We start from the raw sequence: 16,967 nt of genomic DNA on the forward strand, positions 1-16,967 counted from the left end.
TTTCGGCGGCATGACGGTGTCCCGGACCACGGGTGTCAGAGAGCGGCGCCGAAGTTCTGGGTCCACACGGGGCCGCCGGACGAGTCCTCCCTGCCGATCCCGATCTCCTTGAAGGAACAGTTGAGGATGTTCGCCCGGTGGCCCTCGCTGTTCATCCAGGAGTCCATCACCGCCGCGGCGGTCTGCTGTCCCTTGGCGATGTTCTCGCCGTACGTGCTCCACCGGTACCCGGCGGCGGTGATGCGCGCGCCCGGGTCGGTCCCGTCCGGCGAGGTGTGCGAGAAGTAGTCCCTCGCCACCATGTCGGCGGAATGACCTGACGCGGCCTTCGTCAGCAGGCTGTTGCCGCTGACCGCCGAGCAGCCCTGCTTCGCCCGCTCCTCGTTGACGAGAGCGATCACCTCGTCCGCCACCGACGGGGCGGACGAGATCTTCGGCGCCGGAGCCGGGGCGGACGACGGTGTGCGCGGCCGCTGCGTCTTCTCGGGAGCGGCCGAGGTGCTCCGGCTCCTGGCCGGGGAGGGCGATGTCGCGGACGGCGACGGGGAGGCCGACGAGGCCGAGGGGGTGGGGGAGGAGGGCGGCGCCGAGGGTGACGCCGATGTCGTCACCGACGCCGACGGGCCGGTGAGCGGAGCCACGGCGGTCGCCGGGCCCTCGCCCGTGTCGTCCGTGTACAGGTGGACCGCGGCTCCTCCGCCCCCCAGGACCGCCACCGCCGTGAGACCGGCGGCCACGGTGGTGCGGCGGCGGCGTCTGGCGCCGTTCCGCCGGCGCGCGGCACGACCGGGTCCGGCCACGGCCGCCGCCGGCAGGAACGCCGTCGGCAGGACGTCGGTGGCCGGGCCGCCGGCGGACGCCGCCACGGGTACCAGGGCGAGCCCCACCAGCAGGCCTTCCGCGGGGACCAGGCCGGACCTGTGGCCCGCGCACACCGTGCACTCGCGCGCGTGACGCGCCAGACGCTTGCGCCACAGCGCGGACGGCACCCCGTCCCACCGGGCCGTCAGGTCCTCGAGCAGGACGCAGCGCGGCTCCGCCGCAAGGGCGCGCACCACCACCCGGGCGGCCTCCAGCCGCTCCTTCATCCGCTGGACACGCACCGCGGTGTGCTGGGGCGACAGGTCGAGGGCGCTCGCGACCTCCGCCCGGGACAGCTCTCCCGCGGTCTCCAGCCACCACAGCGACACCAGCTCGCGGTCGTCGTCGTCGAGCCACCGCGTGGCCTCGGCGGCCTCCCGGCGCTGGCCGATCAGCCCGAGCCGGACGATCGTCAGCTCGACGAAGTCGGCCGCGGGATCGACGACGTCGTGGCCGTCCTCCACCCGGTCCGCGGATATCTCCCCGGTCCTGCGCTCACGCCAGTGCCCGCGTATCTCGTTCATGGTGATCGCCACGAACCAGGACCGGAAGCTCTTCGGAGTACGGAGCGACGGCAGACCGCGGAGCATGCGCAGCACGCTGTCCTGCACCACGTCGTCGACGTCGGCGTGCCCGTTCAACGCCCGGCCGACGATGTTGTAGACCAGCGGCAGATAGGACGCGACGAGCCGGTCCTGCGCCTCGGGATCGCCCTTCTGCGCGGCCTTGATCAACGCCGTCTCGCGTGCCTCGCCCATGCTCTGCTCACTCTTCCGGGGTCCTGTTCCGTCACTTCCCACACTCGGGAGACGCTGTGCGGCGGGGACGATAACAGGAATCCGGTCATGTGCTCGAGATCCGCTCCCGGATCCGGACGCACAGCACGCCCGGCCCGGTGACGGCGTGAGCCGTCACCGGGCCGGGCACCGGGATGAGGGCCGAACGGCGACCCGATGGGTTCCGGTCGTCAGGACCGGGGCGGGTTGTCCTGGTCCCGGTCCGCGCCGAACTGCTGCTTCAGCTTGTCCTGACCGGAGTCGACCTGCTTGCTGTACTTGCCCTGCGTCCGGTCGTCGATCATGTCTCCGGCCTTGTCGACGCCCTTTCCGGCCTGGTCCTCGTGGCCCTTGAGCATCTTCTTGATCTTGTCCAGCGCGGACATGGCGGATCCTCCTCGTCTCGGCTTCCCCCACCCATCCAGGGTCACCGCACATCGCCAGAACCGCATCCGCGAGCGCCTCCGGGCGGTCCCGAGGGGCGCCGGACGTGTGAAGGGCGGCTGGATGGGCAGATACCGGGTGACCAGGAGGAGGTGGTGGCCGTGGGCCGCATCCGGATCGTGCGCCGTCCGCAGCCCCCCACGGGGCCGCCCCCGCTCGACCTGCGGACACCGTCCGGCCGCCCCCTGCCGTACTGAGCCGCGGAGTCACGGCCCGGCGGGCGCCCGGTTCCGTCACCACCGCGGTGGGTGAGGCTTCGACATGAACGATCACCGAGAGCCACCGGCCGACCGGCTGAGGCCGGATGTGCCGCACTCGGCCCGAGTCTGGAACTACCTGCTCGGAGGCAAGGACAACTACCCCGCCGACGCCGAGGTGGGGGAGATGATCCTCCGGGCCTTCCCGGACATCGCGGGCATCGCACGCGACCAGCGGGCCTTCCTGGCCCGCTCCGTGCGCTACCTGGCCGCGGAGGCGGGGATCCGGCAGTTCCTCGACATCGGCACCGGGCTGCCCACGGCCAACAACACCCACGAGGTCGCCCAGTGGACGGCCCCGGAGTCCCGGATCGTGTACGTCGACAACGACCCCCTCGTGCTGACGCACGCCCGCGCGCTGCTGACCAGCACCCCGGAGGGCGCCTGCGCGTACGTCGACGCCGATGTGCGCGACACCGGCCGCGTCATCGAGGAGGCCGCCCGGACCCTCGACCTCGACCGCCCCGTCGGGCTGACGCTGCTCGGCATCATGGGGCAGCTGCCCGACGAGGAGGACCCGTGGGCCCTGGTGTCCCGCCTGCTCGGTGAGCTCGCATCCGGCAGCTACCTCGTCCTCGCCGACGGCACGGACACCAGCGAGACGATGAACCGGGCGATCGAGGCGTACAACGCGCACTCCGCGAGTTCGTACCACCTGCGCGGCCCGGCCCGGATCGCCGCCTTCTTCGACGGACTGGAACTGGTCGAGCCGGGCGTCGTCAGGACGTCGGAGTGGCGCCCCGACCCCGGCCGGACCGCGCAGGACGGACCGCCGTCCCACGCCGTCAGCGGTGTGGGACGCAAGCCCTGAGGGTCGGGCCGGGCGGAGCGTAAGCTCCGGAGTCATGATCGACCATTCGGCGCACGCCCCGTCCGCCCGCCGGACCAACTGGGCCCGCAACATCACCTTCGGCGCGCAGCGGCTGCACACGCCCACCTCCCTCGCGGAGCTCCAGGACATCGTGTCCGAGGGCACGGCGGTCAGGGCGCTGGGCACCGGTCACTCCTTCAACACCGTCGCCGACACCCACGGCTCCCTGATATCCGTGGCGGGCCTGCCGCGTACCGTCGAGATCGACCAGGAGGCCCGCACCGCGACGGTGAGCGCGGGGCTGCGCTTCGGGGAGCTCACCGGCATCCTCCACGACAGCGGATTCGCGCTGCACAACCTCGGTTCGCTGCCGCACATCTCGGTCGCGGGAGCGTGCGCCACGGGCACCCACGGTTCGGGCGTGGGGAACCGCTCCCTGCCCGGTGCCGTCAGGGCGCTGGAGTTCGTCGCCGCCGACGGCAGCATGGTCACGTCGGCCCGGGGCGACGCCGGCTTCGACGGCTCGGTGGTCTCCCTGGGCGCGCTCGGAGTGGTGACCCGGCTGACCCTCGACCTCGTACCGGCCTTCGAGATCCAGCAGTGGGTGTACGAGGGACTCCCGCAGGACCAGCTGCTCGGCCGGTTCGACGAGGTGATGTCCGAGGCCTACAGCGTGAGCCTCTTCACCGGATGGCACGGCGGTCCGATCGACCAGGTCTGGCTCAAGCACCGTGTCGCGGACGACGGCCCCCGCACCGCACCGCCGACCTGGCTCGGCGCCACGCTCGCGGACGGAGCCAGGCATCCGGTCCCCGGCGTGGCGGCGGAGCACTGCACACGGCAGCAGGGTGCCCCCGGTCCCTGGCACGCCAGGCTTCCGCACTTCCGCCTGGAGTTCACCCCGAGCAACGGCGAGGAACTCCAGTCGGAGTACTTCGTGGCCCGGCACGACGCGGTGGCGGCGTACGAGGCTCTCGACCGGATCCGGCAGCAGTTCTCGCCGCTGCTCCAGATCGGCGAGATCCGTACGGTCGCGGCGGACGACCTGTGGCTGAGCCCGGCGCAGGGACGGGACTCCGTGGCGTTCCACTTCACCTGGGTGCCGGACACCGCCGCCGTCACGCCCGTGCTCGGCGCCATCGAGGAGGCCCTCGCGCCCTTCGGCGCCAGGCCGCACTGGGGCAAGGTCTTCACCACTCCGCCCGGCCGGCTCCGCGAGCTGTACGCCCACTACACGGACTTCGAGCGGCTCACCGAGCGGGTCGACCCCGGCGGAACCTTCCGCAACGACTTCCTGGCGGAGCACTTTCCGCGTACCGGCTGAGGCTCAGGCACCCGCGCCCGCGTCGGCGTCGGCGGGCCCACGGGCGGGGCGGGCCCTCAATCCCATCCTCCCGGCGGTTCGTCGGGCCGGCGGAGCCTCCCCTGCGGTCCCGGTGCGAGCTTCTCCACGAGGGCGGCCAGCTCCTCGCACGCCACCTCCGTCTCGTGGCGGATGTTGTTGTGCTCGGTCACGATCGCGGCGAGGAGGAGCGCCGTGAGGGCCACGCAGCCGTTGAGCACGCACAGGTTGAGCATGATCTCGAGCACCGGGTGGCCGGCGAAGGGCCCCACGCCCTCGGTTCCGGCGACGATCGCCATGACCGACATCAGGAGGGCGCAGGGGGCGCTGCCGGCCAGCTGGAAGCGGAGCGCCGCCCAGACGAGCACCGGGAAGAGCAGATAGATCATGGACAGCGGGCTCCTGGTCGCGACCGTCGTCGCCGTCACCGCGACCACGGCGAGAGCCACCGCCTCCGCCCACCGGTCGTCCGCCCTGGGCATGCGCGCCTTCCGCAGGACGAGAAGCAGGGGGGTGACCATGAGCACGCCCATCGCGTCCCCCGCCCACCAGGCCGACCAGACCGCCCAGTACCGGGACCCCGACAGCGACCCGTTCAGCAACTGGACCACGGTGCCCGCCGTGGAGCTGATGACCATGCCGCCGAGAGCCCCGAGGAAGACCAGGGCGACCCCGTCGCGCAGGCGGTCCAGCTCCGTACGGAAGCCCACCGCGCGCAGGGCCAGGAAGGAGCACAGCGGGGCCAGCGTGCTGCCCACGGCGATGGCGAGCCCCCAGAGGGTGAGGCCGTCACTCAGGGCGATGACGGTGAGAAGCGCCCCGAGCGCGATGCCGGGCCAGATCCGGGTCCCCAGATACAGCAGGGCGGCCAGCGCGATCCCGGAGGGCGGCCAGAGGGGGGTGACGACCGAGCCGTCGACCTTGACCTCCCTGAGGAGACCGAGCCGTCCGGACGCGTAATAGGCGGCGGCGATGCCCAGCATCTGCAGAACGAGCACGGCTCGGCGTCTGGTTCCCTCGCTGCGGATCACGCCACTCATAAGACACCGCTCGTCACGGCAGGCCGCCGTGACACGCGCGGCCGGGGAAGGCGCTCACCCAGGGCCCGGGGAGGCGTCGCCGTGGCACAGGACGAGAACGGCCGCGTCGTCCTCGTGACCCGTGAACACCGCCGCCTGGAGCACCCGGTCCGCCAGTTCCTCGGCGTCGGCGCCGACGTGGGTGCCCAGCAGGCGCCTGATCCGCTCCAGCCCTGCGTCGATCGTGAGCGAGGGCCCCTCGACGACCCCGTCGGTGAGCAGGACGAAAGCGCCCGGTACGTCGAGTTCGCGACGGGTGACGGGGTAGTGCTGGCGCATCTCGATGCCGAGCGGGAGCCCGCCCGCGTCGGCGGTGATGCCCGAGCGTCCGTCGGCCGTCGCCCACACCGAAGCGACATGACCCGCGCGGGCGCTCCACAGTTCCCGGGTCCGCGGATCGAGCCGGAGGAACGAGCACGTCGCGAAGAGGGTGGAGTCCATCGACAGGATCAGGTCGTTCGTCCTGCCCATCACCTCACCGGGATCGGCGGCCGAGCTCGCGATGGCGCGCATGGCGATCCGGATCTGCCCCATGAAGGACGCCGCCTCCACGTCATGCCCCTGTACGTCGCCGATCGCGAGGCCGAGCGATCCGTCCGGCAGGACGAAGCTGTCGTACCAGTCCCCGCCGATGTCCAGCCCGTCGCGCGCGGGCGCGTAGCGGGCGGCCGTCCGCAGTCCGGGGAAGGCGGGAAGCGTGGCGGGCAGCATCTTGCGCTGCAGGGCCTGGGCCAGTTCGACGCGGGCCTGGTGCAGCTCCACCTCTTCCCGGGCGCGCGCGGTCAGATGCTGCAGGGTGCTGAGCAGGTCCTCGGCGCTCGCCGACCGGGGAGTTCGACGCCGGTTCATGGGCCGCTCCGCGTGGGGATGGTTCCTGCATCATATTTCGGCGCGGGAGCTCCGGCGAGCGCTGTACGCGGGCCCGGGCCCGCTCTCGCGGGGGCCGGTCCCCGGCCGGTTCAGCCTGCCCGGCCGAGGGATTCGGTGAGCCGCGCCAGGGTCTTCTGCAGGTCCAGGATCTCCTGGACCGACAGGCCGGTGGCCTTGAGGATCGCGCGGGGCACGGGGAGCGCCCGCTCACGCAGTCCCGCTCCGGCGTCGGTGAGGTGGACCGTGACCGACCGCTCGTCCTCCCGGCTGCGCTCACGCCTGACGAGGTCGGCCGTCTCCAGCCGCTTCAGCAGCGGCGACAGCGTGCCGGAGTCCAGGTGCAGCCGCTCGCCGATGGTCTTGACCGGGAGGGGGCCGTGCTCCCAGAGGACCATCATCGCCAGGTACTGCGGGTAGGTGAGGCCGAGGTCCTTGAGGGCCTCCCGGTAGACGCCGCCGAACGCGCGGGAGGCCGCCTGCAGCGAGAAGCAGACCTGGTGGTCCAGCTTGAGCAGTTCCGTGTCCGGCAGGCCGGGGGCAGGGGTCGGTGGAGGCGTCATGGGTCCAGAGTAACCCGCCTCCCACTATTGGGTTGTGTGCAATTCAATTGTGTGCAACTCTCAAGGGGTGGCCGGGCCTCGGTCACCCTCGTACGAGAGAAGGTCACCCCATGGACGCGCTGTACACCGCTGCCGCCACCGCCAACGGACGGGAAGGACGGGCGGTGAGCTCCGACGGGCAGATCGACCTCGCGCTCGCGCTGCCGCCGGCCCTCGGGGGCGACGGGAAGGGCACGAACCCGGAGCAGCTCTTCGCCGCCGGATACGCCGCGTGCTTCGCCAGCGCGATGAGCGCGGTCGCCCGCGAGATGAAGGTCGACACCAAGGACGTCGCCGTCACGGCCGAGGTCTCGATCGGCAAGGACGACTCGGGCTTCGGTCTCGCGGTCGTCATGCGCGTCGAGCTGCCCGAGGAGCTCGAGGGGGAGACGGGCCGGCGACTGGTCGAGGCGACGCACGCGTACTGCCCCTACTCCAAGGCGACCCGCGGCAACATCGACGTCGAGCTCGTCATCGAATAGTCGGAATCGAATAGTCGGACCACCGGTCGCCCGACCGTCACGGAACGGAGACGCGGCCCGTCGCCCCGGCCCCCGGAATTCCGGGGGCCGGTGTCCGTTTCCGGGGTCCGCCCCCCGGCGGCCGGAGGCGAACGCGTACACTCGGCTCCCGTTTCCGCTGATTGGCGGGCATAACCGATCGATAGGCAGTTCACGTGAGTTTCGCAGAGGCATCCGACGCACCGATCTACGCCGGTCTGGTGGAGGAGCAGGGCGACGTACCGGCCGAGGTGCGGCGGGTGGCCGAGGAGACCCTGCTCGAGGTGGAGAGCGCCCTCGACTTCAGCGCGGTGCGCGCGCCGGCCGCCGCCCGCTGAGCCCGTTCCGGGCCACGCCGGGTCCTCGCGGGCCGGAACGGATCAAGCGGGGCCTCCGTGGGCAGGATCATCTCCGTCGTCCCCTGGATCCTCACCCCCGGAGCACCGCGTGACCATCGACCTGCACCGCTCGGCCACCGTCCTGTTCCAGGGCGACAGCATCACCGACGTGGGACGGCTGATGGGTGAGGACGCCCCTCTGGGGCACGGCTACGTCCGGATGGCCGCCGACCGGGTGCGGTCCGCCCGGCCCGACAGCGGGATCACCTTCGTCAACCGGGGCGTCAGCGGCGACGGCGTCTCGGATCTCCGCACCCGCTGGCGTGCGGACGCCCTGGACCTCGAGCCGGACGTGGTGTCCGTCCTGATCGGCGTGAACGACACCTGGCGCCGCTACGACTCCGGCGTGGTCACCTCCGCGCGTGCGTACGAGGACGACTACCGCGCCATCCTCACGCAGGTACGGGAGGAGCTGGACGCCCAGCTGATCCTCATCGAGCCCTTCCTCGTGCCGGTGTGGGACGAGCAGTGGGCCTGGCGCGAGGACCTCGACCCCCGGATCCAGGTGGTCCGCAGGCTGGCCCAGGAGTTCGGCGCCACGCTGCTGGCGGCGGACGGCCTGCTCAACCAGGCGGCGCGTGACGCCGGCGGCGGTGAGCACATCGCGGGCGACGGCGTCCACCCCACTCCCCTCGGGCACACGCTCCTCGCGGACGCCTGGACGGCACTGGCCGGGCTGTAGGGCCCGTGGTGAAGATCCCGCCCGCCGGTCCTATCCCGCCGGTGCGACCGGGATCCGCGCCCACACGGTCTTGCCCGCGCCGGAGGGCCGCGACCAGCCCCAGGAACTGCTCAGCGCGTCGATGATGCGCAGGCCCCGGCCGCGCTCGACGGACTCGTCCGCCCGGCGCAGCACGGGCAGGGCGGGGCTCGGGTCGTTGACGGCGCAGACCAGCGTCCCGTCCTGGCAGGCGAGGCCGAGCCGGGCGGCCTGCTGCCCGGGGTGACCCGAGGCAGGCGGCAGCCCGTGACAGACCGCGTTGCTCACCAACTCGCCCGCGACCAGGGTGACCTCGTCCGCGCACGCGTGCAGGCCCCAGGCCGCGAGCGCGGCACGGACGAAGGCGCGAGCCTCCCGCAGGCTCTCCGGATCCGCCCCCAGGCCGCGCGTGGTGAACCCAGGGGCGCCGATCCCGAGATCCCGCGCCAGCTCCTCGTGCGGGTCCGCGCCGCCTCCTGCCGGACCGGGGGCGGGCGCTGCCGCTCCGTGACGTGGCGTGCTCTCCGCGTACATGAGCGCTGATCACTCTCCGCTGAAGCCTGGTCAGGGGTGCCGTGGGGGCCGGATGACCACTAGTATCCTCGCCGTCCGCATCCACGGTGCAATTGCATCCGGAATTGCACCCAAGGGTGTGACCCAAGGACACCTGTTCACCCGGCGCGGGTGCCTGACTCACCCGTACGCGTCGGCGCAACGAAAAGGACGGACCGTATGCAGCACATCGACAACGGCGTTCCCGCCAACTCCCTGACCGGCGTGGAGTGGAAGAAGAGCCATCACAGCAATCCCAGTGGGAACTGCGTGGAGATGGCGCTTCTGCCCGGTGGATCCGTGGCCGTCCGCAACTCCCGCTTCCCCGAAGGGCCCGCGCTCGTCTATACCAAGGACGAGGTGCGCGCCTTCCTCGCGGGCGTCAGGGACGGCGACTTCGACACCATGACCCCCTGAACACACGGCAGGAGGGCTGAAAAAGCACGGCACTCTCGCATCGGCCGGGCCGTGAAGGGGCTCCTGATGGCACACTGGCGTCACGACGCCCGTCCTCAGGAGTCCGCATGCCCGGCATCGAACCGCTTCAGCCGTCACGCAAGCCGACGCTCACCCCGTCCACGGGGGCCAGCCCGACAGCGCTGCGGCTGGTTCTGGGGGCGCAGTTGCGGCGGATGCGGGGAGAGGCGGGCATCACCCCCGAAGTCGCCGCCGACCGGATCCGGTGCTCGACGGCGAAGATCAGCCGAATGGAGACCGGACACTCGCCTTGCAAGGAGCGCGACGCCGCCGACCTCCTCGCGCTCTACGGAGTGACCGACCCCGACAGGACGTCCGAGTTCATCGATCTGGTGCGCAAGGCCGGACAGCGCGGCTGGTGGCGCACCTACGCCGACGTGCTGCCGGACTGGTTCGAGCCCCTGGTGGGTCTCGAGGAGGCCGCGGCGTCCATCCGTACGTACGAGGGCCACTACGTGCCGGGGCTGCTCCAGACGGCCGACTACGCCTATGCGGTGGTCCGCTCCGGCCACGCCCTCGAATCGGAGGAGATCACCCGGCGCCGTGTGGAACTGCGGCTGCGGCGCCAGCAGTTGCTGGAGCGCCGGGACGCGCCCAAGCTCTGGGTACTGCTGGACGAGGCGGTGCTGATGCGCCCCACCGGCGGCACCCGGGTCATGCGTGAGCAGCTCGCCCATCTGCTGGAGATGACGGAACTGCCCCATGTGATCGTGCAGGTGGCGCCGTTCGACGTGACCGCGCACACGTCCCCGGGCAACGGGATCACCTATCTGCGCTTCGCGGTCGAGGGGCTCCCCGACGTGGCGTACATCGAGCACCTGACCAACGCCACGTCGGTGAACAAGCAGGAGAGCACGGACGAGTACCGCTGGATCCTCGACTCGCTCAGCGCCCAGTCACCGAGCCCGGCCGCGAGCAGGGACCTGCTGTGGGAGGCCCTCAAGCGCTACGGCGGAGGCGGCGTCGTCGTGTGACGTGACGCCTCCGGTCCGCCGGGGAGCCGTCGGCTCGGCCGCCCCCGGCACCGGGCGTCAGGTCACCACTTACGGGCGACGCCGCCGAACTCGATCCACTCCCGGGTCGCCTGCTTCGGCGCGAGGTCCGAGTCGGGCCGCCATGTCGAGACCTCCACCAGGCCCGGCTCCAGGACGTCCAGGCCCTCCAGGAACGTGTGCACGTCCGCCTGCTGACGCACCCGTCCCCATTGGTCGCCGGTGCTCTTCGCCATGAAGTCGGTGACGAAGTCACGGGTGGTCGCGTCCTCGCTCACCAGCTGGCACACCACCAGGAAACTCCCCGGAGCCAGCCGGGCCGCCGTGCGGCGCACCAGGTCGGCCGGATCGTCCTTGTCGGGGATGCAGTGCAGTACGGACACGAACAGGGCGGCCACCGGCTCCTCGAAGTCGATGAGCCGGCGCACCTCCGGGTGGCCGAAGATCCCCTCGGTGTCCCGCATGTCCGCCTGGATCACCGCCGTGCGGTCGTTCTCCTCCAGTATGGCCTTGCCGTGCGCCAGGACGATGGGGTCGTTGTCTATGTAGACGACCCGGGAGCCGGGGTCCACGAGCTGGGCGACCTGGTGGACGTTGTCCTGCGTCGGGAGGCCGGATCCATGGTCGATGAACTGCCGGATCCCGTACTCGGACGCCAGGTGGTGCACGACACGCCGCAGAAACCTTCGGTTGTTCACCGCCAGGACCTTGGTGCTCGGCACATGCTCCAGGAGCTGCTCACACGCCACCCGGTCGGCAGGGTAGTTGTCCTTGCCGCCCAGGTAGTAGTCGTACATCCGCGCGACGCTCGGCACGTTCACGTCGATGTTCTTCGGAATGGAGGTGTCCCCGTTGCTCATCCAGCCCTCGCGGTTCTCGGTGAGAGAAGTCGGTGTCCGTGAGGGGTCATGCTAGGGATCTCTCAGGGTGGCTGACAGTCCTCGCGGGAGTGAGGCAAGGCCGCAGGGGCCCGAATCGGCCACACACGGCCGCTTGCCGGACGCCGTCGTGCCCGGCACCGTCCCGGCTGCCCGGGACTTCGAGCCGACAGGGCGTCAACTCTTCCTGCCGAAACATCTCTTGTCGCCCGGCCTACTATGCCAGGGGCCCGTGCGGGCGCCGGGATGAGCGTCATTCCAACGCGGCTGGAAATCGACGGCAACCGCACCCGCCGATCCCACCACAGCGGGCCTGAAGGGGCACCAGGCAACGCGTCGCGGGACCGCCGTACGGTCCCGGCGGTCTATCGTGTTTGCCATGTCCGCCCCTGAGCTGATCCGCATCGTCTCGCGCGACTCACCCATGGCCCTGGCCCAGGTCGAACGCGTCAGGGCCGAACTCGCCGCCCACAGCCCCTCCATCACCACCGAGGTCGTCCCCGTCAGGACCACGGGCGACAAGTGGATGGGGGACCTGTCGAAGGTCGAGGGGAAGGGCGCCTTCACCAAGGAGGTCGACGCCGCCCTGCTCGCCGGCGAGGCGGACCTGGCCGTCCACTGTGTCAAGGACATCCCCGCCGACCGCCCGCTCCCCGCCGGCACGACGTTCGCCGCGTTCCTGAAGCGCGACGACATCCGCGACGCCCTCGTCCACCCGGACGGACTCACGCTCGACCAGCTCCCCGACGGCACCCGCGTCGGCACCTCGTCGGTCCGCAGGACAGCCCAACTCGCCGCCTCGCACCCCCACCTGGACTGCGTACCGTTCCGCGGGAACGCCAACCGGCGACTGGCGAAGCTCGCCGCGGGGGAGGCCGACGCGCTCCTCCTGGCCGTGGCGGGCCTCCACCGCATCGGCCGCCCCGACGTCATCAGCGACGTCCTCACCCCGGAGACGATGTGCCCGCCCATCGGCGCGGGCGTCCTCGCGCTGCAGTGCCGCGAGGACGACACCCGGACCATCGACGCCGTGAGTGTCCTCAACCACCCGGGCACCTACCGGGAGGTCACGGCCGAGCGCATGTTCCTCCACGTCCTCCAGGGCCACTGCAACTCACCGATCGCCGGGTACGCCACCTCGCACCGCAACGGAGACCTCTCGCTGCGCGCCTGCGTGTTCACCCCCGACGGCAAGACCGTCCTCAACGCGCACGAGTGGGCCGGACCGCTCGACCCCGCCACCCTCGGCACCTCCGTGGCCGTCGCCCTGCTGCGCCAGGGCGCACGCGAGCTGATCGACACCATCGCCCACTGAACCCGGGCAGGTGATCCGTGCGGCCCGGCGGTTCCTGTCCGCCGGGCCGCACCGGACCGGTGCGGACTCAGGTGCCGAGCCGGACCGGCAGGGTCGAGGAGCTAGCGGACCGCTCCCGCGCCGGGCGGCGGCCCGCGGCCACCCGGCGCGGGAGCGGAGACACCCGATTGCCCGCCGGAGACGCCGGTCCGGCTGCCGACCGTGGCCGGAGCACGGATCCTGGGAGTCGGCGTCACTCAGGGTGTGCCACGCGGTGTGCCGCGCCCGTCGTACGAGAGGAAACCTCATGCCCCGGTTCGAGGCGACGGTCGACATCGACCGCCCTGTCGCAGAGGTGTTCGCCTTCCTGGCGGACGGCGAGAACGACAGGAAGTTCAGCCCCCGTGTCCAGAACATCGCCAAGTCCCCGGCCGGCCCGACCGCTGTGGGCACTGTCTTCCGCAGCACGGTGAAGGACGCGGGGATGACGACCCGGCGTGAGTTCCGGATCAGCGAACTCGCCGCTCCGACCCGCATCCGCTGGAACGAACTCTCGTCCAACCTCGTGACGGCCCGGGAAGGCGGCTACGACCTGGAGCCCCTCTCGGACGGCCGGACGCGGGTGCGGATCTTCAACGACCTGGAGGGCCACGGCGTGGGAAAACTCCTCGTCGGGTTCGCCGCCGCCGCCGCGCGGAAGGACGCCCCTGCCTTCGGACAGCGGATCAGAGCCGCCGTGGAGTCCTCCTGACGAGGTACGCCGCAGCCCGTACCGGCCCCGCGTAGGGTCGGGGCCATGGTGCATGTACTGAGCAGCAGGGTATTGCTGAGGCCCGCAGACCCGGAGGCCTCCCGCGACTTCTACGGACGGACGCTCGGGCTGCCCGTCTACCGGGAGTTCGGTACCGGCCCCGACCGGGGAACGGTGTACTTCCTCGGCGGAGGCTTCCTCGAGGTGTCCGGGCGTTCGGACGTACCGCCGACCGACACCCTGCGGCTCTGGATGCAGGTCGACGACTGCGCGGCCGCGCACGAGGAGATCGCGGCCCGTGGGGCACGGGTCCTCCGCCCACCCCTCCAGGAACCCTGGGGCCTGATCGAGATGTGGATCGCCGATCCGGACGGCCACCGCATCGTGCTGACCGAGGTGCCCGCCGACCATCCGCTCCGCTACCGGCCCTGAGCGCCCTCAGGGGGACGGTTCCCCCGGGCGAAGGCGTCGAGCGCGACGCGGGCCGCCTCCGCGACTAGGGCGTCCTGCGGCTCCGCGTCACGGACGTCACGGCGCGAGAGCACGGCGAGGACGACCGGCGCGGAGCCGGGCGGCCGTACGACGGCGATGTCGTTGCGCGTGCCGTAGCCGCCCGTGCCGGTCTTGTCGCCCACCACCCATCCGGCCGGAGCACCCGAACGGATGAGGGCGTCGCCCGTGGTGTTGCCCTCCAGCCAGGCGTTCAGCACGGCCCGCCGGTCCGCGTCGAGAGCGGTGCCGAGCGCATAGGCGCCCAGATCGCCGGCCAGGGCGCGGGGCGTACTGGTGTCGCGGACATCGCCGGGCGCGGCCTCGCTGAGATCGGGCTCGATGCGGTCGCACCGGGTGGTGCGGTCGCCGAGAGCGACGAGTGCGTCCTGGAGGCGACGGGGGCCTCCTAGCTCACGGAAGAGGAGATTGGCCGCGGCGTTGTCGCTGTGGCGGACGGCCGCGTCGCACAGCTCGCGGAGGGTGAGCCCCGTGTCCACGTGCTGCCCGGTGACCGGGGAGTTGGCGACGAGATCGTCCGGGCCGTACCGGATGCGCCGGTCGAGCTTCGGGAGCTTGTATGTCCTCAGCAGGGCACCCGCCAGGAGCGCCTTGCAGGTCGAGGCGTAGGCGAAGCGCTCGTCCGGGCGGTGTGAGACGGTCAGCCCGCTGCCGGTGTCGACCGCGTACACGCCCACCCGCGCGTCGAACTTCTGCTCAAGCTCGCCGAATGCCTGTTCCCTTCGATGCGCGGCCTGTGCGGCCTGTTCGGCCTGTTCGGTGTGCTCGGAAGAGGAGGGTGCTCCCCCGGAGGGGGCCCGCGGCGCGGCGTCAGGGGCGACCGAGCCGCACCCGGCGAGCGGACCGGCAACGAGACCGGCGAGCGCGGAGAGTGCGGCGCGGCGGGGGAGAGGGGTGGGCACGAAGGTGAGACTTCCTGGGTCCGAGAGTGCTCCCGCCCGCCTGCCTGCGATGCGGACAGGCCCCGATGGTTCGGGGTGTCCAGGGCGTACGGCACGGCCGACAGCGGTCTGGCCGCCCCAGACTAGGGCGGGCACGCCCGTTCACCCGCGAGGTCCCGGCCGTGTCGTCGCCCCGGACGGGCACGCGCAGTACGTCACGGACGTCGCCGCCCTGCTGTGCGGCATGATGAGGCCATGCGAACGCGACCTGTGCTCATCTATGACGGAGACTGCGCCTTCTGCACCTCCTCAGTCCAGTTCGCCGAACGGCATATCCGGCCGAGGTGTGAGATCACCCCGTGGCAGTTCGCGGAGATGGACGCCCTCGGTGCCACCCGGGAGCGAGCGGAGTACGAACTGTTGTGGGTCACTCCCTCCGGCGTGATCCAGGGCGGTGCGCAGGCCGTCGCCAAGCTGCTGCTGAGCGCCGGAAGAGGCTGGGCCGTCCTGGGCGCGCTGCTGACCCTGCCGCCGCTCCGCTGGATCGCCCACGGTGTGTACCGGCTCGTCGCGAACAACCGTGAGCGGATGCCGGGCGGCACGCCCGCCTGCGCACTCCCCGCGGACCGCCGGCCGCAGGCATAGGCTCCCCCCTTCGCTCAGAGCTGGAATTCCGCCGGGGACAGTCCCAGCGCCGTGCACGCCTCCCGAAGGATCAGGTGCTCGGCCTGGGAGAAGTCGCCGTCGGCGCCGGCGACGACGATGCCGGTCTGCAGGACCGCCCTCGCCTCGGTCGGCTTCTTGGACGTCTTGGCGATCTCCTGCAGGGCATCGGCCTTGCCCTGCTGGAAGTTGAGGGCGAGCTGGTCCACGTGCTTGTCGAAACGCCGGCGCAGCTCCTCCGGCGGGAAGTTCTGCAGGACGTCGTTGCCGAGGATCATCGATTCCACGTGCGCCCGCTCGGCAGGGTCCACATGCCCGTCCGCCGCGGCGACGAGAGCGCACATCGCCATACTGCCGTCGCGGTAGGCGCCGCTCTTCAGCTCCGTCCTGAGCGACGTGAGCTGCGACTTGAGCGTGCTCACCAGCTGGGCGCGCGCACCACCGCCGGATCCCTGCCGCCCGCTCCGTCCGGCCGTCGACCCGCGCGCTCCCTGGGACTGCTGGAGCGTCCTGGCCTGATCCTTGAGTCGGTCCCACACTGCCATCGACGTCACCTCGGTCTTCGTCTGAGTGGTCGTTCACGAGCCTGAGCGCTCATCCGGTCAACGGGCCGCCCCGGGTAAAGGTTCCGCAAAGTGGCCAGGAAGGAGAAGGTGCCGGCAGTGAGGGCTCGGTCCGGTCCGTGGGGCCGTTCCGTACCTCTGCGTGGATGCGGTGCAACCATCCGTGCCGTTCGACGGTCACATCAAGTGGGAGCAAACAGCTCTCGGGGACACAAGGGGGAAATATGCGAATCATCCGTAGTGTCGCGGCTGTCGGGGCAGCCACCGCGCTCGCGGTGGGCGGCACGGTCGCGTTCGGCGCGACCGCCTCCGCCGCACCGAACGTCACGCCGCAGGGCGTCTGCGGCAAGGCCTACAAGACCGTGAACTCGGTAGCCGTCGGCTCGCTGGGCACCGTGTACCTGACGTACAACGCCGCCAACGGCAAGAACTGCGTCGCGACCATCCGCACCAACCCGGGCTCGGCCAAGCCCATGTCCACGTACATCTACGTCCCCGCCACCGACGACTGGGCCGGGGACGACGGCAACTTCACCTCGTACGCCGGCCCGGGCTACGTCTACGGCAAGGGCTACTGCGTCAGCTGGGGCGGCAGCATCGCCAACGTGTACGTGTCGGTGGAGAACTCCAACTGCGCCTCACTGAAGGAGCAGCGCACCACCGAGATCCGCTGACCCCCTCACCGTCGCCAGTACGTTCTCTCTCACACCGGTACGATCGCGCCCCTCTCTGAGCCGCAGTGGGGGAGTTGTCCCGTGCCGTGATCAGC

Annotated in this window: 21 protein-coding genes; 12 read left to right on the plus strand and 9 right to left on the minus strand. The window is 71.4% G+C overall.

The window, feature by feature from the left end; genetic code table 11:
• Positions 1-35: 35 nt before the first annotated feature.
• Together ACZ607_RS20460 and ACZ607_RS20465 are read right to left on the minus strand one after the other, a co-directional pair.
• A complete protein-coding gene (locus tag ACZ607_RS20460; RefSeq protein WP_469736448.1) occupies positions 36-1,619 on the minus strand; it encodes a sigma-70 family RNA polymerase sigma factor in 1,584 nt (527 codons plus the stop codon).
• 209 nt (positions 1,620-1,828) lie between these two features.
• A complete protein-coding gene (locus tag ACZ607_RS20465; protein ID WP_469736450.1) occupies positions 1,829-2,023 on the minus strand; it encodes an antitoxin in 195 nt (64 codons plus the stop codon).
• 319 nt (positions 2,024-2,342) lie between these two features.
• Between ACZ607_RS20465 and ACZ607_RS20470 the strand changes: the two genes are divergently transcribed.
• Positions 2,343-3,149: an SAM-dependent methyltransferase gene (locus ACZ607_RS20470; RefSeq protein ID WP_469736452.1), complete on the plus strand. Its 807-nt coding sequence runs from the start codon at positions 2,343-2,345 to the stop codon at positions 3,147-3,149.
• A gap of 34 nt (positions 3,150-3,183) precedes the next feature.
• On the plus strand, positions 3,184-4,473 hold the full coding sequence (locus ACZ607_RS20475; protein WP_469736454.1) for an FAD-binding protein: 1,290 nt from the start codon (positions 3,184-3,186) through the stop codon (positions 4,471-4,473).
• 56 nt (positions 4,474-4,529) lie between these two features.
• On the opposite strand, the gene ACZ607_RS20480 is transcribed toward ACZ607_RS20475, so the two are convergent.
• The 3 genes from ACZ607_RS20480 to ACZ607_RS20490 all read right to left on the minus strand — a co-directional run bounded on the left by ACZ607_RS20480 (position 4,530) and on the right by ACZ607_RS20490 (position 7,000).
• Positions 4,530-5,522, minus strand: a complete 993-nt coding sequence (locus ACZ607_RS20480; RefSeq protein WP_469736456.1) for an MASE1 domain-containing protein — start codon at positions 5,520-5,522, stop codon at positions 4,530-4,532.
• Positions 5,523-5,585: 63 nt separating this feature from the next.
• Entirely contained in the window at positions 5,586-6,419 is an 834-nt protein-coding gene (locus ACZ607_RS20485) for a PP2C family protein-serine/threonine phosphatase (RefSeq protein ID WP_469736458.1), read from the minus strand.
• A 110-nt stretch (positions 6,420-6,529) separates the two neighbouring features.
• Positions 6,530-7,000, minus strand: coding sequence for a MarR family winged helix-turn-helix transcriptional regulator (locus ACZ607_RS20490; protein WP_469736460.1), 471 nt, complete (start codon positions 6,998-7,000; stop codon positions 6,530-6,532).
• A gap of 110 nt (positions 7,001-7,110) precedes the next feature.
• Here ACZ607_RS20490 and ACZ607_RS20495 point away from each other — a divergent pair, with 110 nt between their 5' ends.
• The 3 genes from ACZ607_RS20495 to ACZ607_RS20505 all read left to right on the plus strand — a co-directional run bounded on the left by ACZ607_RS20495 (position 7,111) and on the right by ACZ607_RS20505 (position 8,619).
• Complete coding sequence (locus ACZ607_RS20495) at positions 7,111-7,521, plus strand: organic hydroperoxide resistance protein (protein ID WP_469736462.1); 411 nt, start codon at positions 7,111-7,113, stop codon at positions 7,519-7,521.
• A 194-nt stretch (positions 7,522-7,715) separates the two neighbouring features.
• On the plus strand, positions 7,716-7,877 hold the full coding sequence (locus ACZ607_RS20500; RefSeq protein ID WP_187327294.1) for a hypothetical protein: 162 nt from the start codon (positions 7,716-7,718) through the stop codon (positions 7,875-7,877).
• 109 nt (positions 7,878-7,986) lie between these two features.
• Positions 7,987-8,619 (plus strand): SGNH/GDSL hydrolase family protein, encoded by a 633-nt coding sequence (locus ACZ607_RS20505; protein ID WP_469736465.1) that lies wholly within the window; start codon positions 7,987-7,989, stop codon positions 8,617-8,619.
• Positions 8,620-8,649: 30 nt separating this feature from the next.
• Here ACZ607_RS20505 and ACZ607_RS20510 read toward each other — a convergent pair whose 3' ends face one another.
• Positions 8,650-9,171 carry an ATP-binding protein gene (locus tag ACZ607_RS20510; protein ID WP_469736467.1) on the minus strand — a complete coding sequence of 174 codons (522 nt, stop codon included), beginning with the start codon at positions 9,169-9,171 and terminating at the stop codon, positions 8,650-8,652.
• Between the two features lie 198 nt (positions 9,172-9,369).
• On the opposite strand from ACZ607_RS20510, the gene ACZ607_RS20515 reads away from it, so the two are divergent.
• Positions 9,370-9,606, plus strand: a complete 237-nt coding sequence (locus ACZ607_RS20515) for a DUF397 domain-containing protein (protein ID WP_469736469.1) — start codon at positions 9,370-9,372, stop codon at positions 9,604-9,606.
• A 107-nt stretch (positions 9,607-9,713) separates the two neighbouring features.
• Complete coding sequence (locus ACZ607_RS20520; protein WP_469736470.1) at positions 9,714-10,640, plus strand: helix-turn-helix domain-containing protein; 927 nt, start codon at positions 9,714-9,716, stop codon at positions 10,638-10,640.
• A gap of 62 nt (positions 10,641-10,702) precedes the next feature.
• Here ACZ607_RS20520 and ACZ607_RS20525 read toward each other — a convergent pair whose 3' ends face one another.
• Positions 10,703-11,518 carry an SAM-dependent methyltransferase gene (locus ACZ607_RS20525; RefSeq protein ID WP_469736472.1) on the minus strand — a complete coding sequence of 272 codons (816 nt, stop codon included), beginning with the start codon at positions 11,516-11,518 and terminating at the stop codon, positions 10,703-10,705.
• Positions 11,519-11,915: 397 nt separating this feature from the next.
• Between ACZ607_RS20525 and hemC the strand changes: the two genes are divergently transcribed.
• The 3 genes from hemC (at position 11,916) to ACZ607_RS20540 (ending at position 14,013) form a co-directional block, all read left to right on the plus strand.
• The gene (hemC, locus tag ACZ607_RS20530) at positions 11,916-12,851 is read left to right on the plus strand and encodes a hydroxymethylbilane synthase (RefSeq protein WP_469736473.1); all 936 of its coding nucleotides are present in this window, start codon (positions 11,916-11,918) and stop codon (positions 12,849-12,851) included.
• Positions 12,852-13,137: 286 nt separating this feature from the next.
• Positions 13,138-13,581 carry an SRPBCC family protein gene (locus ACZ607_RS20535; protein ID WP_469736475.1) on the plus strand — a complete coding sequence of 148 codons (444 nt, stop codon included), beginning with the start codon at positions 13,138-13,140 and terminating at the stop codon, positions 13,579-13,581.
• Between the two features lie 45 nt (positions 13,582-13,626).
• Entirely contained in the window at positions 13,627-14,013 is a 387-nt protein-coding gene (locus tag ACZ607_RS20540; RefSeq protein ID WP_469736477.1) for a VOC family protein, read from the plus strand.
• On the opposite strand, the gene bla is transcribed toward ACZ607_RS20540, so the two are convergent.
• Positions 14,001-14,993: a class A beta-lactamase gene (gene bla / locus ACZ607_RS20545; protein ID WP_469736479.1), complete on the minus strand. Its 993-nt coding sequence runs from the start codon at positions 14,991-14,993 to the stop codon at positions 14,001-14,003. The two genes, ACZ607_RS20540 and bla, sit on opposite strands and share 13 nt — an antisense overlap.
• Before the next feature lie 234 nt (positions 14,994-15,227).
• On the opposite strand from bla, the gene ACZ607_RS20550 reads away from it, so the two are divergent.
• Complete coding sequence (locus tag ACZ607_RS20550; protein WP_469736481.1) at positions 15,228-15,617, plus strand: thiol-disulfide oxidoreductase DCC family protein; 390 nt, start codon at positions 15,228-15,230, stop codon at positions 15,615-15,617.
• A gap of 14 nt (positions 15,618-15,631) precedes the next feature.
• On the opposite strand, the gene ACZ607_RS20555 is transcribed toward ACZ607_RS20550, so the two are convergent.
• Positions 15,632-16,180: a tellurite resistance TerB family protein gene (locus ACZ607_RS20555; protein ID WP_469736483.1), complete on the minus strand. Its 549-nt coding sequence runs from the start codon at positions 16,178-16,180 to the stop codon at positions 15,632-15,634.
• Between the two features lie 242 nt (positions 16,181-16,422).
• On the opposite strand from ACZ607_RS20555, the gene ACZ607_RS20560 reads away from it, so the two are divergent.
• The gene (locus ACZ607_RS20560; protein WP_469736485.1) at positions 16,423-16,872 is read left to right on the plus strand and encodes a spore-associated protein; all 450 of its coding nucleotides are present in this window, start codon (positions 16,423-16,425) and stop codon (positions 16,870-16,872) included.
• Positions 16,873-16,967: the final 95 nt, after the last annotated feature.

This window comes from Streptomyces sp. NPDC104381 (assembly GCF_055583745.1).

What these genes read in the sequence shown, in the direction of transcription:
- ACZ607_RS20460 (WP_469736448.1), bottom strand. Translation starts at nt 1,619, where the DNA reads ATGGGCGAGGCACGCGAGACGGCGTTGATCAAGGCCGCGCAGAAGGGC.
- ACZ607_RS20465 (WP_469736450.1), bottom strand. Translation starts at nt 2,023, where the DNA reads ATGTCCGCGCTGGACAAGATCAAGAAGATGCTCAAGGGCCACGAGGAC.
- ACZ607_RS20470 (WP_469736452.1), top strand. Translation starts at nt 2,343, where the DNA reads ATGAACGATCACCGAGAGCCACCGGCCGACCGGCTGAGGCCGGATGTG.
- ACZ607_RS20475 (WP_469736454.1), top strand. Translation starts at nt 3,184, where the DNA reads ATGATCGACCATTCGGCGCACGCCCCGTCCGCCCGCCGGACCAACTGG.
- ACZ607_RS20485 (WP_469736458.1), bottom strand. Translation starts at nt 6,419, where the DNA reads ATGAACCGGCGTCGAACTCCCCGGTCGGCGAGCGCCGAGGACCTGCTC.
- ACZ607_RS20490 (WP_469736460.1), bottom strand. Translation starts at nt 7,000, where the DNA reads ATGACGCCTCCACCGACCCCTGCCCCCGGCCTGCCGGACACGGAACTG.
- ACZ607_RS20495 (WP_469736462.1), top strand. Translation starts at nt 7,111, where the DNA reads ATGGACGCGCTGTACACCGCTGCCGCCACCGCCAACGGACGGGAAGGA.
- ACZ607_RS20510 (WP_469736467.1), bottom strand. Translation starts at nt 9,171, where the DNA reads ATGTACGCGGAGAGCACGCCACGTCACGGAGCGGCAGCGCCCGCCCCC.
- ACZ607_RS20515 (WP_469736469.1), top strand. Translation starts at nt 9,370, where the DNA reads ATGCAGCACATCGACAACGGCGTTCCCGCCAACTCCCTGACCGGCGTG.
- ACZ607_RS20520 (WP_469736470.1), top strand. Translation starts at nt 9,714, where the DNA reads ATGCCCGGCATCGAACCGCTTCAGCCGTCACGCAAGCCGACGCTCACC.
- ACZ607_RS20525 (WP_469736472.1), bottom strand. Translation starts at nt 11,518, where the DNA reads ATGAGCAACGGGGACACCTCCATTCCGAAGAACATCGACGTGAACGTG.
- hemC (WP_469736473.1), top strand. Translation starts at nt 11,916, where the DNA reads ATGTCCGCCCCTGAGCTGATCCGCATCGTCTCGCGCGACTCACCCATG.
- ACZ607_RS20535 (WP_469736475.1), top strand. Translation starts at nt 13,138, where the DNA reads ATGCCCCGGTTCGAGGCGACGGTCGACATCGACCGCCCTGTCGCAGAG.
- ACZ607_RS20540 (WP_469736477.1), top strand. Translation starts at nt 13,627, where the DNA reads ATGGTGCATGTACTGAGCAGCAGGGTATTGCTGAGGCCCGCAGACCCG.
- ACZ607_RS20550 (WP_469736481.1), top strand. Translation starts at nt 15,228, where the DNA reads ATGCGAACGCGACCTGTGCTCATCTATGACGGAGACTGCGCCTTCTGC.
- ACZ607_RS20555 (WP_469736483.1), bottom strand. Translation starts at nt 16,180, where the DNA reads ATGGCAGTGTGGGACCGACTCAAGGATCAGGCCAGGACGCTCCAGCAG.
- ACZ607_RS20560 (WP_469736485.1), top strand. Translation starts at nt 16,423, where the DNA reads ATGCGAATCATCCGTAGTGTCGCGGCTGTCGGGGCAGCCACCGCGCTC.